At 72.3% G+C, this 14,533-nt stretch carries 14 protein-coding genes; 8 read left to right on the forward strand and 6 right to left on the reverse strand.

The window, feature by feature from the left end; all coding sequences use genetic code 11:
* Positions 1-88: 88 nt before the first annotated feature.
* The 3 genes from AC1DW8_RS09245 to lepB all read left to right on the forward strand — a co-directional run bounded on the left by AC1DW8_RS09245 (position 89) and on the right by lepB (position 2,921).
* Positions 89-1,660 carry a multicopper oxidase family protein gene (locus tag AC1DW8_RS09245; protein ID WP_478093486.1) on the forward strand — a complete coding sequence of 524 codons (1,572 nt, stop codon included), beginning with the start codon at positions 89-91 and terminating at the stop codon, positions 1,658-1,660.
* Positions 1,657-2,271 carry a hypothetical protein gene (locus AC1DW8_RS09250; protein WP_478093488.1) on the forward strand — a complete coding sequence of 205 codons (615 nt, stop codon included), beginning with the start codon at positions 1,657-1,659 and terminating at the stop codon, positions 2,269-2,271. The genes AC1DW8_RS09245 and AC1DW8_RS09250 overlap by 4 nt, the downstream gene beginning before the upstream one ends.
* Positions 2,272-2,354: 83 nt before the next feature.
* Positions 2,355-2,921, forward strand: a complete 567-nt coding sequence (lepB, locus tag AC1DW8_RS09255) for a signal peptidase I (RefSeq protein ID WP_478093490.1) — start codon at positions 2,355-2,357, stop codon at positions 2,919-2,921.
* Here lepB and AC1DW8_RS09260 read toward each other — a convergent pair.
* The gene (locus AC1DW8_RS09260; protein WP_478093492.1) at positions 2,899-3,897 is read right to left on the reverse strand and encodes an AfsR/SARP family transcriptional regulator; all 999 of its coding nucleotides are present in this window, start codon (positions 3,895-3,897) and stop codon (positions 2,899-2,901) included. The genes lepB and AC1DW8_RS09260 overlap by 23 nt on opposite strands.
* 235 nt (positions 3,898-4,132) lie before the next feature.
* Between AC1DW8_RS09260 and AC1DW8_RS09265 the strand changes: the two genes are divergently transcribed.
* Together AC1DW8_RS09265 and AC1DW8_RS09270 are read left to right on the forward strand one after the other, a co-directional pair.
* The gene (locus AC1DW8_RS09265; protein ID WP_056824429.1) at positions 4,133-4,786 is read left to right on the forward strand and encodes a response regulator transcription factor; all 654 of its coding nucleotides are present in this window, start codon (positions 4,133-4,135) and stop codon (positions 4,784-4,786) included.
* The gene (locus AC1DW8_RS09270; RefSeq protein ID WP_478093495.1) at positions 4,776-6,161 is read left to right on the forward strand and encodes a sensor histidine kinase; all 1,386 of its coding nucleotides are present in this window, start codon (positions 4,776-4,778) and stop codon (positions 6,159-6,161) included. The genes AC1DW8_RS09265 and AC1DW8_RS09270 overlap by 11 nt, the downstream gene beginning before the upstream one ends.
* Here the strand turns inward: AC1DW8_RS09270 and AC1DW8_RS09275 are convergent.
* Genes AC1DW8_RS09275 through AC1DW8_RS09285 form a run of 3 tightly spaced genes read right to left on the reverse strand, consistent with a single transcriptional unit; the run spans position 6,150 to position 8,517 of the window.
* On the reverse strand, positions 6,150-6,446 hold the full coding sequence (locus AC1DW8_RS09275) for a MoaD/ThiS family protein (protein WP_020142870.1): 297 nt from the start codon (positions 6,444-6,446) through the stop codon (positions 6,150-6,152). The two genes, AC1DW8_RS09270 and AC1DW8_RS09275, sit on opposite strands and share 12 nt — an antisense overlap.
* A 17-nt stretch (positions 6,447-6,463) precedes the next feature.
* Complete coding sequence (locus AC1DW8_RS09280; RefSeq protein WP_478093497.1) at positions 6,464-7,546, reverse strand: WD40/YVTN/BNR-like repeat-containing protein; 1,083 nt, start codon at positions 7,544-7,546, stop codon at positions 6,464-6,466.
* 14 nt (positions 7,547-7,560) lie between these two features.
* Positions 7,561-8,517 carry a 2-hydroxyacid dehydrogenase gene (locus AC1DW8_RS09285; protein WP_478093499.1) on the reverse strand — a complete coding sequence of 319 codons (957 nt, stop codon included), beginning with the start codon at positions 8,515-8,517 and terminating at the stop codon, positions 7,561-7,563.
* A gap of 104 nt (positions 8,518-8,621) precedes the next feature.
* Here AC1DW8_RS09285 and AC1DW8_RS09290 point away from each other — a divergent pair, with 104 nt between their 5' ends.
* The 3 genes from AC1DW8_RS09290 to AC1DW8_RS09300 all read left to right on the forward strand — a co-directional run bounded on the left by AC1DW8_RS09290 (position 8,622) and on the right by AC1DW8_RS09300 (position 11,299).
* On the forward strand, positions 8,622-9,287 hold the full coding sequence (locus AC1DW8_RS09290; RefSeq protein ID WP_478093501.1) for an MOSC domain-containing protein: 666 nt from the start codon (positions 8,622-8,624) through the stop codon (positions 9,285-9,287).
* A 40-nt stretch (positions 9,288-9,327) separates the two neighbouring features.
* On the forward strand, positions 9,328-10,506 hold the full coding sequence (locus AC1DW8_RS09295; RefSeq protein ID WP_478093503.1) for a PQQ-dependent sugar dehydrogenase: 1,179 nt from the start codon (positions 9,328-9,330) through the stop codon (positions 10,504-10,506).
* A gap of 109 nt (positions 10,507-10,615) precedes the next feature.
* On the forward strand, positions 10,616-11,299 hold the full coding sequence (locus tag AC1DW8_RS09300) for a DUF937 domain-containing protein (RefSeq protein WP_478093505.1): 684 nt from the start codon (positions 10,616-10,618) through the stop codon (positions 11,297-11,299).
* A gap of 108 nt (positions 11,300-11,407) precedes the next feature.
* Here the strand turns inward: AC1DW8_RS09300 and gatB are convergent, their stop codons facing one another.
* Both gatB and gatA read right to left on the reverse strand, forming a co-directional pair.
* Positions 11,408-12,955, reverse strand: a complete 1,548-nt coding sequence (gatB, locus tag AC1DW8_RS09305) for an Asp-tRNA(Asn)/Glu-tRNA(Gln) amidotransferase subunit GatB (protein ID WP_478093508.1) — start codon at positions 12,953-12,955, stop codon at positions 11,408-11,410.
* 1 nt (position 12,956) lies between these two features.
* Entirely contained in the window at positions 12,957-14,483 is a 1,527-nt protein-coding gene (gene gatA / locus AC1DW8_RS09310) for an Asp-tRNA(Asn)/Glu-tRNA(Gln) amidotransferase subunit GatA (protein ID WP_056825636.1), read from the reverse strand.
* Positions 14,484-14,533: the final 50 nt, after the last annotated feature.

Consider the following 14,533-nt stretch of genomic DNA (forward strand, 5'->3'; position numbering starts at 1 on the left):
CCTTGGGCACGGGCTCCCCCGACCCACAAGGAGATCCCAAGGTCGCCCCGCTGTCCTAGAGGGAGTTGGAGTCGATCGAGGAGGAACCATGTCACTGTCGCGTCGTGACCTGATGAAGCTGGGCGTCGTGGGTGGCGCCGCTCTGGCCCTGCCGCTGGAGCGCACCGTCCGGGCGGGCTCGAGCACGCAGAGCCGGCTCGCGACCAGCAGGCTGCCGAAGCCGTTCACGCTGGCCTTCCGGGTGCCGCCCGTGCTCCAGCCCAGCCGGGTCGACAGCACGACCGACTACTACAAGGTCTACATGAAGCCGGTCATGGCCGACGTCGTCCCGGGCCTCAAGACGCCACTGTGGGGCTACAACGGCAGCGTGCCCGGGCCGACGGTCAAGGTCGCGCAGGGCCGCCGCACCGTCATGCGCCAGGTCAACAACCTGCCGGCGACCCACCCGCTCCTGCGCTACACGCCGTGGACCTCGGTGCACCTGCACGGGTCACCGTCGGCCCCGGAGTACGACGGGTACGCCAGTGACATCACGAACCCGGGTCAGTACAAGGACTACGTCTACCCGAACACCCCGACGGCCCGGACGCTCTGGTACCACGACCACGGCCTGCACCACACGGCGGAGAACGTCCTCATGGGCCTGGCAGCGCAGTACCACCTCACGGACCCGCTCGAGCAGTCGCTGCCGATTCCACACGGCGAGTTCGACGTCCCGTTGGTCGTCAGCGACGCGATGTTCGCGACGGACGGGCAGCTCTACTTCGACAACCACGACGAGTCCGGGATGTTCGGCGACGTCGTCCTCGTCAACGGGGTGCCGTGGCCGGTCATGAAGGTCAAGCGGCGGCGCTACCGCTTCCGGCTGCTCAACGCCTCGATCTCACGGTCCTACCAGTGGTCGCTCGACTCCGGCGACCCGTTCGTCGTCATCGCGACGGACGCGGGCCTGATGCCGGCACCCCAGCGGGTCAGGAGCTTCCGGCAGGGCATGGCTGAACGCTACGAGGTCGTCGTCGACTTCAGCCGCTACCCCGTGGGCCGGCGGGTCGTGCTCGGCAACTCGAGCCCGAAGAACAACATCGACTACGACAACACGAACAAGGTCATGGCCTTCGACGTCGTCGGCGACGACTTCGACCCGGCCGACAACGCCGTTCCCGACCAGCTCAACCCGACCAACCCGGTCATGGCGCTGACCGCCGCCGACGCCGTGCGCACCCGAAGGCTCGACCTCGTGCGCAAGAACAGCCAGTGGACGATCAACGGCCACACGTGGGACGACGTCGTGCGCAGCCGGTTCGCGCTCGTCGAGGCAAACCCCGCAGAGGAGGACGTCGAGGTGTGGGAGATCCGCAACTCGTCGGGCGGCTGGTTCCACCCGGTCCACATCCACCTCGTGGACTTCCGCGTGCTCGACCGCAACGGCGCGGCGCCGATGGCCCACGAGCTCGGGCCCAAGGACGTCGTCTACGTCGGCGAGAACGAGACGGTGCGGGTCGTCATGCGCTTCGAGGGGCGGGGCAAGTACATGATCCACTGCCACAACCTCGTCCACGAGGACCACGACATGATGAGCCAGTTCGAGGTCGTGGCCGGGGAGTCGACCGACCCGATGAGTGATCCGTGCAGGTCGCTGCCCGAGGATGGTGAGCTGTGACCGCGACGGCCCGCGAGGGCCGTCCCGGTGCCGCGGTCGACGACGAGGGCACGCCGCAGCAGGCACACCGCTGGCGTACGCCGTCGGCCGAGGCCCGCGCGGCCGGCACCCTCCTCGGGGTGGCCGGGCTCGTCCACGTGGTCGTGACGCCGGAGCACGTCGACGAGTGGGCACCGGCCGGTGTCTTCTTCGCGGTCGTCGCCACCGCCCAGCTGTGGTTGGGCCAGGCGCTGTGGCGCGGCACCGCGAGGCGGTTCCTGCCCGCGGCGGTGCTCTCGACGGCCGGCCTCATCGCCCTCTACGTCGTGTCCCGCACCGCAGGACTGCCGTTCCACAGCGAGGGTGCGGCCGTGTCCGGTGGCGGGCACCACGGTCCCCTGCTCGTGCCCGGCGGCCACGGCAACGGGATGCCGGTCATCCCGGGGTCCGAGGGCGGTTCGACCGTCGAGGCCCTGGGGCTGCTCGATGCCGTCTGCGTCACCGCCGAGTTCGCGGCGCTGGCCCTCCTCGTCGGCCTGATGGCCCCCGCCCAGCGCCGTTCCGTCACCAACCTGCTGCTCGCGGTGGGCGTCTGTGGCTGGATCGTCTGGGCCGTGGCCCGGTTCACGTGAGCCTGCCGATGTCCGCGTCGGGACGACCGCCAGGGGATGGCGCGTCGGCAGCCGGGACCGTGCGCTCCCCTCGGACGCCGCACGTGCAGTCGCCGTTCGCGGGTCGTCGGGGTCGTGGCCTCCACCACGGCTCGCGCCGCGCGCGCCGGACACTCGCCGTGCTCGCCGTCGGTCTCGCCGTCGGGTCGCACTGGGTGGTCGAGCCGGTCCGTGTCACCTCCGACTCGATGAGCCCGACGCTGTCGGCGGGCGACCACGTGATCCTGCTCCGCACGCCGTGGGCGGGGACCGTGTCCCGCGGCGACGTGGTCGTCGTCGGCCCGGGGTGGGCCGAGCGGGCGGCGTCCACGACGAACGCCGGCGCTCAGGTGCCCACCGGGACGTCGTTTGTCAAGCGCGTCGTCGCGGTCGGCGGCGACGTGGTCGGCCTCGAGGACGGGCGGCTCGTCGTCGACGGCGTGCCGGTGACCGAGCCGTGGGTCGACGAGGAGTCGATGGACAGTGTGTGGTTCGGCCCCGTCGCCGTGCCCGCAGGTGCCGTCTTCGTCATGGGCGACGACCGCTCCCGCTCGGTGGACTCCCGGGTCCTCGGGCCCGTGCTCCTCGACGAGCTCGACGGACGCGTCGTCACGCCGTGGCCGCTCTCCTGACGTCTTCGGCCGGTCGGCCACCCGGGAGACCCGACGGCACCGTTTCGCGTGCGGCGCGGAGCAGCGACCGGAGCCGCCGGCAGTCCTCCTCGAGGGAGGCGAGCGCCTCGGGCTGTGCCATGCCCCCGGCCCCACGACCTCCGGCCGCGTGCGCGAAGGGCAGCCGGCCCGCCCCGCGACCGTCAGCCCCGTGGGCGAGCAGCCGCACGTGCAGGCGCACGACGGCGTCGACGAGGTCGCGCAGCCCGTCGTCGTCGGACGAGGTCGCCGCGAGCAGACGCGTGAAAACCGTGCGCAGTCCCGGTCCCGGGTCGCAGCCCAGCTCGTCGGCGAAGACCGAGCGACAGGTCTCGTACTCCCGCATCGCCTCGGCCTGGCGTCCCTGGCGCTCCAGCGACTCGAGCAGCACCTGCCAAGCCGCCTCGACGAGCAGGTCGCGCTCGATCGCGTCCCGGGCCCAGGTCTCGGCCCGGGACGGGTCGCCCTCGTCCAGCGCGAGGCGCGCGGCGTCGGTGAGCACGCGCAGCACCCGAGAGTGGTGACCGGAGACGTGCTCCTCGAGCCAGGGCAGGTCGCCGTCCACCGGCGCCAGAGGACGTTCGACGAGGGCGAGGGCAGCGGCATACGCCTCCAGCGCATCGGTCCCGGACACGTCGACCGCGCGTGCGGCGGCGACGAGGCGGGTGAACTCGACGACGTCGACGGGCGCCCGGTCCACGTCCCAGCGGTAGCCGCCCGGGACCGTGACGACCGGCGTCCCGCCCGGGAACACCATCGCGAGCCGTTTCCGGAGCACACTGACGTAGGCCTCCAGCGTGCCGAGTGCACCGGCGGGCGGTCTTCCACCCCAGAGGAACTCGATGAGACGTCCCTTCGAGACACCCGCACCGGCCTCGAACAGCAGCGCCATGAGCACCTGACGCGCCTTGGCCCCTCCGACGTCGCGCGGGCCGAGGGCGAGGTCCCCGTCTCCCACGACGAGTCCCCCACACAGGCGTACGCGAAGCCCAGCAGTTCCGTTCATCCGGATCCCCCCTTGCAGAACTCCTCCCATGGTGGGCGCCGCCGGATGACGCCGGACCACCCAGCGGCGGGTGCCCCGACCCCCACTTTTCGAGGGCCGTTTCTCCGCACGCGAGGCCTCCAGCCGTGATACTGGTGCGCGGAGCGGTGCGCCGGGGAGCGCACTGTCCTGACGACGAGGGGGCTCGATGTCGTCCGAGATGATGCGTGTGCTGGTCGTCGACGACCACCGAACTGTCGCCGACGCCCTGTCGCTCGCCGTGTCAGCCCAGCCGGACATGGAGAGCGTCGGCACCGCGGGCGGCGTCGTCGACGCGCTCGCGATCATCGACCGTGCGCGCCCCGACGCGATCGTCATGGACGTGCACCTCGACGACGGTGACGGCATCGAGCTGACCCGCCGCGTCACCGATGCGCACCCGCAGGTGCGCGTGGTGGTCCTCACCGCCCACGTCACCCACGCGTTGCTGGCCCGCGCCGCCGAGGCCGGAGCCTCGGCCCTGCTGCCCAAGGGCGGCCCGCTCGCCGAGCTGATCCAAGCGCTGCGCGAGGCCAGTCGCGGGACCTTCGCCGTGCACCCGGTGCTGCTGAGGGCGCTCGTCGGCAACGGGTCCGGCAGACAGGGCACCCCGGAGCTGCTGACCTCTCGGGAGCAGCAGGTCCTGGCCCTGCTCGCCCAGGGGCGGGACCCCACGGCCATCGCCCGCACGCTCGGCATCTCGGTGCTCACCTGCCGCGGCTACATCAAGAACATCCTCGTCAAGCTCGACGCGCACAGCCAGCTCGAGGCCGTCATGATCGCTCTGCGGCGCAAGCTGATCCGGCTCGACGATGAGATCTGACCTCGCCTCCGGCAGGGCGAGCCGAGGGCCGCTCCCACCCGGCCGGTCGACCGTCGTGCGCAGCGCCGTGACCCGGTTCGTGGTCTGGAGCGTGGCGGTGCTGCTCGTCGTCGCCTCGGGCACGCTGTTGTTGTCCAAACCCCTGGCCGAGTCCCTCTCCCTCCACGAGGCCGACGTGCGCAGCGTCGCGTTCGCCAACTCGGTCGTGGCACCGCTCGTCGACGAGGGGGTGCGGGCCGGACGGCCCGAGGCCATGGCACCCCTCGAGCGCCTCATGCGGGCACGGATGGCCGACGGGTCCATCGCCCACATGAAGATCTGGACCGCCGACGGGCTCGTGCTGTGGACCGACGAGGCGGGCATGACCGGCAGGACGTACGAGCTCGAACCCGACGTCGCAGCCCTCTTCGGGGGCACCGGCGCGACCGCGGAGCTGTCAGACCTCGACAAGCCCGAGAACGCCGCCGAGCAGTCCCATGAGGAGCTCATCGAGGTCTACGTCGGCTTCCGCGCCGCCGACGGCCATCCCCTCGTCTTCGAGGCCTACTGGCCCACCGAGCGCATCCAGCACGACGTCGCCGACATCCGCTGGCAGTTCACCACGCTGGGCCTCGTCTCGCTCCTGCTGCTCGCCCTCGCCCTGCTCCCGCTCGCGCTGTCCCTCGCCCGCCGCGTCGACCGCGGCCTCGCCGAGCGGGAGGAGATGATGGCCCACGCGCTGTCGGCCTCGGACCTCGAGCGCCGACGCCTCTCGCAGGACCTCCACGACGGACTCGTGCAGGACATCGTGGGGCTCGGGTACGCGTTGCCGACCGTCGCGGCCGCCCTGCCGGAGGAGGCGACCGCAGAGCGGCACCTGCTCGAGCAGGCGACGGCCGACCTCGCACGCAGCGCCACGGGGGCGCGCGAGCTGCTCACCGACGTCTACCCGGCGGACCTGCGCAGCGGGGGCCTCGTGGCTGCCGTCGAGGAGCTGGCGGACCGGCAGCGCCGCCATGGAACCGACGTCGACGTCTCGGTGGACCCCCGGCTCGACGACTCGCTCGCCGTCGCCCAGCTGACCTTCCGGGTCGTGCGCGAAGGGCTGCGCAACGTCGACAAGCACGCGGACGCCTCGACCGTGGCGGTGTCGGCCGTCCTCCGTGGCGAGCGCGTCGTCGTCAAGGTGCGCGACGACGGCGTGGGGCCCTCGGCCACGGTTGACGAGCCTCCGTCCGGTTCGAACCGAGGGCACCTCGGGCTCCGGCTGCTGCGCGACACCCTGCGGTCACTGGGTGGCGACCTGACACTGAGCCGCGAGACCCCGGGCGGGGCGGTGCTGCGGGCCGACTTCCCCGTGCTCGGGCCGATGTCCGGGGTGCCGTCAGCCTCCTGAGACGGCGTTGATGATGTGGACCCGGGCTCCGGCCGGCACCGGTGCGCCGATGCCCTCGCCGCGCGTGGCGTCCTCGCCGTTGACGAAGACCTTGACGTGCCGACGGATCTGGCCGCGCTCGTCACGCACCTTCCCGTCGAGGATGCGATGACCGGAGAACGCCCGGTCGAGCAGCTCGGCCACGGTCTGCGACTCGGACGGCGACTCGACCTCGATCTCGGCGACGCCACCCACGAGGTCGCGGAGCATGCCGGGGAGGATGACGCGGACGGGGGCGGACGGCATACGGAATCCCTTGCGTGTCAGGCGAGCTGGGCGGCGCGCACGACGAGCACGTCGGGCAGCTGGGTCGCGATGCGCTGGAAGGTCTCACCTTCGTCAGCCGAGGCGAAGACGTCGCCGTTGCGGGTGCCGAGGTAGACGCCGACCGGGTCGGCCGCGTCGAGGGAGGCTGCGTCGCGCAGCACGCACGTGTAGCTGTGGCCGGGCAGACCGGTCGCCTGCTGGCGCCACGTCGCACCGGCGTCCTCGGACCGCTGGACCTGCAGCTGGGCGTCCGGCGGGATGCGCTCACCCGAGTCGGCCACGGGCACCACCCAGACGACACCGGGACGGCGCGGGTGGGCGAGGACCGTGAAGCCGAAGTCGGTCGGCAGCCCCTCGGCGATGGAGTCCCACGTCGCGCCGTTGTCGTGCGAGCGGTAGACACCGTTGTGGTTCTGGGCGAAGAGCTCCCCCTCGCCCTGGCCGCGCGCCACCTTGTGCACGCACTGGCCGTACTCCGGGTACTCGTTGTCGGGCATGAAGCCGGCCCGGATGCCGGGGTTGCTCGGAGCCCACGTCTGCCCGCCGTCGCCCGTGCGGTAGACGCCGCCCGCGCTCATCGCGACGAGCACCGACTCCGGGTGCCCGGGCTCGGGGACGATCGTATGCACGGCGCCACCGCCGAAGCCGGGCTCCCAGGTCGGGCGGTGGGGGTGGTCCCAGAGGCCCCGGACGAGCTCGTAGTGCTCGCCGCGGTCGGTGCTCTTGAAGAGGGCGTGCGGCTCGACCCCCGCCCACACGACGTCGGTGTCGTTGGGGTCGGGCGTCAGCTGCCAGACGCGCTCGAGCGCGGTGTCGGTGTCGGCCGGGAAGGCCAGGGCCCGCTCGGCGCTCTCGGTCCACGTGCGGCCACCGTCGGTGGAGGCCTGGACCGTGGGTCCCCAGTGCCACGACTTGACGCCCGCCAGCACGGTCGAGCGCCCCTCGCGGGTGTCGACGGCGACGGAGGCGACCTCGCTCATGAGGAAGTGCGGACCCTCGAGGGTCCAGTCCTGCCGGTCGGCGCTGCGGGCGATCCAGAGCCCCTTGCGCGTGCCGATGGCGACGATGGTCTCGGTCATGTTGACAGTGTCCACTATGTCCGAGGGGCAGACAAGGGTCCGGCCACGGCGTTGTCGACCGGCTCACCGGCGAGCAGCGCCTCGACCTGTCGGCGCACCAGGGCGACGGCCCGCGGGCGCATCGCGTCCGTCGCTCCCCCGACGTGCGGTGTGACGAGGACGCCCGGCGTCGTCCACAGCGGGTGGTCCTGCGGCAGCGGCTCGGGGTCGGTCACGTCGAGCGCCGCCCGCAGCCGGCCGGAGGCGCACTCGGCCACGACGGCGTCGGTGTCGACGACCGGCCCCCGGGCCACGTTGACGAGGAGGGCGCCGTCCGGCATACGGCTGAGCAGCGTCGCGTCGAACAGACGACGTGTCGCGGAGGTCAGCGGCACGATGACGACGACCACGTCGTGGTCGGGCAGCAGGTCGGGCAGCTCGTCGATGCCGTGCACCCGCGGCACGAGCTCGTCGCCCTCCCGGGCTCGAGAGGCCACCGCCGTCAGCGTGACCTCGAACGGGGCGAAGCGCCGCGCGATGGCCCGGCCGATCCGCCCGTAGCCGACGACGAGCACCCGCCGGTCGGCCAGCGACGAGCGCAGGCGCAGCGGCTCCCAGCGCCCCTGGTGCTGGGACCCGACGAACTCCGGGATGTCCCGGATCGACGACAGGGTCAGGGTCAGCGCGAGCTCCGCCGTCGACGCGTCGTGCACGCCCGCCGCGTTGCAGAGGGTCACGCCCTCGGGGAGCCGGCCCACGAACTGCTCGTAGCCGGCGCTCTGCAGCTGCACGACCTCGAGGGCGTCGAGCCCGCGGGTGACGTCGGCGAGGTCGAGGCTCGTCATGTAGGGCATGACGGCGTAGCGGATCTCGGGACCGCGCGGGTGGGGCCCCTCCATGTCCCACACGACCGTGTCGACGCCGTCGAGGTCGGCGAGCGCCTCGGCGAACTCGGGGTCGGGGACGGACACGACGACGGGTTGGGCAGTCATGGCGCCCACGCTAGCCAAGACGGGCGGCCCGACCTGGAGGGGACCGGGAACGGTCGTGGACCAGTCGGGGAAAGGTCCGGCGCGACGCCGCTAGGCTCGCCCGGGTGACGCACCACCCCCACGTCCTCGCCCTCGGCTCGGGCCGACGCACCGCCCCCGAGGGCGGCGGCCGACCCACCGCGATCGACAAGCGGCCCGTCGAGTCGTTCGCGGTCCGCGATCCGGGGCCAAAGCACGGCGGTCTCGGCAGCGGGGTCGTCGGTGACGAGATCGGCAACCCGAAGCACCACGGCGGCGCGCTCCAGGCGGTCTACGCGTACCCGCGCGAGGACCAGGAGCTCTGGGAGCAGCAGATCGGGCGCTCCATCCCCTCAGGGGGATTCGGCGAGAACATCACGACGCTCGCCGTGGACACGACACACGCGCTCGTCGGCGAGCGGTGGCGCATCGGCGACGTCGTGCTGCAGGTCGAGGTGCCGCGCATCCCGTGCAGCACCTTCGCCGCGCACATGGGTGTGCCCCGCTGGGTACGCCGCTTCACCGAGGCCGGGCGCACCGGCGCCTACCTCTCGGTCGTGGTCCCCGGCACCGTGCACACCGGCGCGACCATCGAGATCGAGCGACCTTCCCACGACATCGACCTGCTCGTGCTCTTCCGCGCCGTCACCGGCGACCTCGCCGCCGCACGACGGGTCGTCGACGCCGACGTCGTCCACCCCGAGGTGCGCGACGGGCTCGTCGAGACGCTCGAACGACGACGCGGGGGCTGAGACACCGCTGTCCCAGACGCCACGTGGGACACAATGAGGTATGCCGCACACCTCCCGACCGATCGGCCGCGCGCTCGTGGGTGGCGTCGTCGTCGCCCTGGTCACGACCGCGTGCTCGACGGCCGAACCCTCCGCCCCCGCGACGGGTGCCGGCACGACCACCTCGGCGACCTCGAGCGCCACCACCGCGACGGGGAGCACCTCGGCGTCGTCGGCCCCCACGACCCCGACGCGTCCACCCGCAGCCCAGCCGGTCGGACCCGTGACCCTGCTGGGCGGCCTCGACATCGCCTGGTCGGTGGCCGTGCTGCCCGACGGCAGCGCCCTCGTGAGCGAACGCAACACGGGCCTGATCCACCACGTGCCCAAGCCCGGAGCCGGGGGCAGGGCGACGGTCGCCGGGAAGCTGCCGATCACCCGCACGGAGGGCGAGGGCGGACTCCTCGGGCTCGCCGTGCCCGAGGACTTCGACGCCGATCCCGTCTTCTACGCGTACTACTCGACCGAGAGCGACAACCGCATCGCCGCCGTGCCGTGGCGGGACGGCACGATCGGCGAGCCCGTCGTCATCTTCTCCGGCATCCCGCGTGGTCGGAACCACAACGGGGGCCGCATCGCCTTCGGGCCCGACGGCTACCTCTACGTCGGCACGGGCGAGGCCGGCGACACCTCGCTCTCTCAGAACCTCGACTCCCTCGGCGGGAAGATCCTGCGCATCACCCCGGACGGCGACCCGGCCCCGGGCAACCCGTTCGGCGGCTCCCCGATCTGGTCCTACGGACACCGAAACGTCCAGGGGCTGGCCTGGGACGGTCGCAAACGCCTGTGGGCCAGCGAGTTCGGACAGAACACGTTCGACGAGCTCAACCTCGTCGAGCCCGGCAAGAACTACGGCTGGCCCGAGGTCGAGGGCCGCGCCGACAACCCCGACTACGTCGACCCCGTCGCCGAGTGGCCGACCTCCGAGATGTCACCGAGCGGCATCGCCGTCGGGCCCGACGGGGCCGTCTACATGGCAGCCCTGCGCGGGCAGTCGGTGTGGCGGGTGCCGGTCAACGCCGACGGCTCCGCCGGCACCCCGACCCGCCACCTCCAGGGCAGCTACGGTCGCATCCGCGACGTCCACTTCGTCGGCAGCCGGGTCTGGATCACGACGAGCAACAACGACGGCGCCGACCGGCTCATCTCGCTGCCCCTCTCCGCGGTGGGAGCCGTCTGACCCTTCGCAGCAGGCTTCGCACCGCGTGGGCCGCCACCGGCGACCGGACGTGGCTAGCCTGACGAGCAGGGGTCGGCACCGGCGCCACCCACGAGCAGGAGGGGCACCCATGGGTTCGTACGACGAGATCCTCGACCAGGTACCGATCGACCAGCTGGCAGGCCAGCTCGGGGTCGGGAGTGACGAGGTCCGCCAGGCGGCGGAGAGTGCGCTGCCAGCCCTGCTCGGCGGGCTCCAGGCCAACGCCTCGGACCCCGCCGGTGCCGACTCGCTGCTCACGGCCCTCTCGGACCACCAGGGCACGATCAACGGCCTCGACGACGTCGACGAGCAGGACGGGAAGGCCATCGTCGGCAACATCTTCGGCGGCAGCACCGACCAGGTGGTCAACCAGCTCGGCGGGCTCGGCGGGTCGTCCGGCAGCCTCGTGCAGAAGCTGCTGCCGATCCTCGCCCCGATCGTCATGTCGTGGCTCGCCAACAAGATGGGCCAGGGCGGCCTGGGCGGGATGCTCGGCGGCGGGTCGGGCTCGACCGGCACGACGGCCCCGTCGGGCGGCGGGTCGACCGACGGCGGCCCGCTCTTCCCCGGCGGCGTGGGAGCCGACAGCGGGCCGGTCCAGGCCCCGGGCAGCGCGACGTCGACGGGTGCCGCGTCCGGCGGCTCGAACCCGCTCCAGGACATCCTCGGCCAGGTGCTCGGTGGCGGCTCCGGCTCGTCCGGCGCCGGCGGCGGCGCCGGTGACATCCTCGGCGGCCTGCTCGGTGGTCTCCTCGGCGGCGGCAAGCGCTGACCCTGCGCCGACGCCCTCGTCACCGTCGAAAGGCCACGTCCCGGGCCTCCCCGAGGTCACGGACCTCTGGGACCGGCCGGAACGTGGCCCTTCGACGGGTGGAGCGGGTTACTGGAGCTTGGCGAGGATGAGCTCGCGGGCCTTGCCGGCGTCGGCCTGACCCTTCATCTCCTTCATGACCTGGCCGATGAGCGCGCCCGCGGCCGCCACCTTGCCGTCGCGGATCTTGGCCGCGAGGTCGGGGTTGGCCACGATGACCTTGTCGACGGCGGCCTCGAGCGCACCGTCGTCCTGGACGAGCTCGAGCCCGCGGGCGTCAGCGACGGCCGTCGGGGTGCCCTCGCCGGCGAGCACGCCGTCGAGCACCTGCCGCGCCATCGAGTCGTTGAGGCGCCCCGCTGCGACGAGCCCGTCGAGCTCGGCGATGTGCGCGGGCGTCAGACCCAGCCCGGCGGCGTACGTGACGATGTCCTGACCCTCGGCGTTGGCGCGCCGTGACGGCTCACCGAGCCACCACTTCTTCGCGGCGCCGGCGCTCGCGCCGGCAGCGACGGTCTCCTCGATGAGCTCGACCGCTCCGGCGTTGACGACGTCGCGCATCTCGAGATCGCTGTAGCCCCAGTCGGACTGGAGCCGCTTGCGACGGAGTCCGGGAGGCTCCGGCAGGGTGCCCCGGAGGGTCTCGACGGTCTCGCGCGTCGGCGCGACCGGCACGAGGTCGGGCTCGGGGAAGTAGCGGTAGTCCTCCGCGTCGGACTTGACGCGACCGGACGTCGTGATGCCGGTGTCCTCGTGCCAGTGCCGGGTCTCCTGGAGGATCGGGCCGCCGCCCTCGAGGATCGCCGCATGCCGCGAGATCTCGTAGCGCACGGCCCGCTCGACGGAGCGGAGCGAGTTGACGTTCTTGGTCTCGGTGCGCGTGCCGAGTGGCACCTCGAGCTGGGCCTCGTCGAGCGGCTCACCGACGCGCGGGCGCAGCGACACGTTGGCGTCGCAGCGCATCGAGCCCTGCTCCATCTTGACGTCGCTGACGTCGAGCGCGCGCAGCAGGTCGCGCAGTGCGGAGACGTACGCCTTGGCCACCTCGGGCGCGCGCTCCCCCGCCCCCACCATGGGCTTGGTGACGATCTCGATGAGCGGGATGCCGGCGCGGTTGTAGTCGACGAGCGAGTGGTCGGCGCCGTGGATGCGACCGGTCGCGCCGCCGATGTGCAGCGACTTGCCGGTGTCCTCCTCCATGTGCGCGCGCTCGATCTCGACGCGGTAGACGCTGCCGTCCTCGAGCTCGACGTCGAGGTGGCCCTCGAAGGCGATCGGCTCGTCGTACTGCGACGTCTGGAAGTTCTTCGGCATGTCCGGGTAGAAGTAGTTCTTCCGGGCGAAGCGGCACCACTCGGCGATCTCGCAGTTGAGCGCCAGGCCGATGCGGATGGCCGACTCGACGGCCTTCTCGTTGACGACGGGCAGGGCGCCGGGCAGGCCGAGGCACACCGGGCAGACCTGCGAGTTGGGCTCGGCGCCGAACTCGGTCGGGCAGCCGCAGAACATCTTCGTGGCCGTGTGCAGCTCGACGTGGACCTCGAGACCCATCACGGGGTCGAACTTCGTCATGGCCTCGTCGTAGTCCATGACGGCATCGGTCGCGACGGTGGTCATGTCAGGCTCCCTTCGCAGCAGCGGCGCCCAGCACGGGCGCGCGGTCGAGGATCGGACCGCCCCAGCGGTCGACGAGCGCGGCCTCGAGGGCGGCACCGACGGAGTAGAGACGCTCGTCCTTGGTGGCCGGCGCGAGGATCTGGATCCCCGCGGGCAGGCCGTCCTCGTCGGCGAGACCCGATGGGATCGACATACCGGGGACGCCGGCGAGGTTGGCCGGGATGGTGGCGATGTCGTTGAGGTACATGGCCATCGGGTCCTCGAGCTTGTCGCCGAGCTTGAACGCCGTCGTCGGCGCCGTCGGGCTGACGAGCACGTCGACCTGGGCGTACGCGTTGTCGAAGTCCTGCGCGATGAGCGCGCGGACCTTCTGCGCCGAGCCGTAGTAGGCGTCGTAGTAGCCGGAGCTGAGGGCGTAGGTGCCGAGGATGATGCGGCGCTTGACCTCGGGGCCGAAGCCCGCGTCGCGCGTCGCGGCCATGACCTGCTCGGCGCTCGGCGCGTCGATGCCCTCGGGCAGCACGCGCATGCCGTAGCGCATCGCGTCGAACTTGGCGAGGTTGCTCGACGCCTCGCTCGGGAGGATGAGGTAGTAGGCCGCGAGGGCGTACTCGAAGTTCGGGCAGCTCACCTCGACGACCTCGGCACCGAGCTCCTCGAGCAGGGCGACGGACTCGTCGAAGCGGGCGCGCACACCGGGCTGGTAACCCTCGCCGCCGAGCTCCTTGACGACGCCGACGCGCATCCCCTTGACGCTGGCGGCGCGGGCGGCCTCGACGACCGGCGGGACCGGCGCGTCGATGGAGGTCGAGTCCATCGGGTCGTGCCCACCCATGACGGCGTGGAGCAGGGCGGTGTCGAGGACCGTGCGACCGCACGGGCCGGCCTGGTCGAGCGAGCTCGCGAGCGCCACGAGGCCGTAGCGCGAGACGCCGCCGTAGGTCGGCTTGGTGCCGACCGTGGCCGTGACGGCGGCGGGCTGGCGGATCGAGCCGCCGGTGTCGGTGCCGGTCGCGAGCGGTGCCTGGAAGGAGGCGAGCACCGAGCTCGAGCCACCACCCGAGCCACCGGGGATCCGGTCGAGGTCCCACGGGTTGTGCGACGGCCCGTAGGCCGAGTGCTCGGTCGAGGAGCCCATCGCGAACTCGTCCATGTTCGTCTTGCCGAGGATCGGCAGGCCGGCCTCGCGCAGCTTCGACACGACGGTCGCGTCGTAGGGCGGGATCCACCCCTCGAGGATCTTGCTGCCGCACGTCGTCGGCAGGCCCTTCGTCGTCATGACGTCCTTGACGGCGATCGGCACCCCGGCGAGAGCGCCGAGGGTCTCGCCGGCCCGACGCCGGTCGTCGATCGACCGGGCCTGGGCGAGCGCCCCGGCCTCGTCGACGTGGAGGTAGGAGTGCACCTGGCCGTCGACGGCGGCGATCCGGTCGAGGTGCGCCTGGGTCACCTCGACGGAGCTGATGGCCCCGCTCGCGAGCGCGCCGGCCAGGTCGGCGGCGGTGGCCCTCGTCAGGTCAGTTGGCAGGTCGGTCACGTCAGTGCCTTCGGTTCGTAGCTGCGACAGGAGTTTTCGTG

It is taken from the genome of Terrabacter sp. P2_E3 (assembly GCF_056403915.1).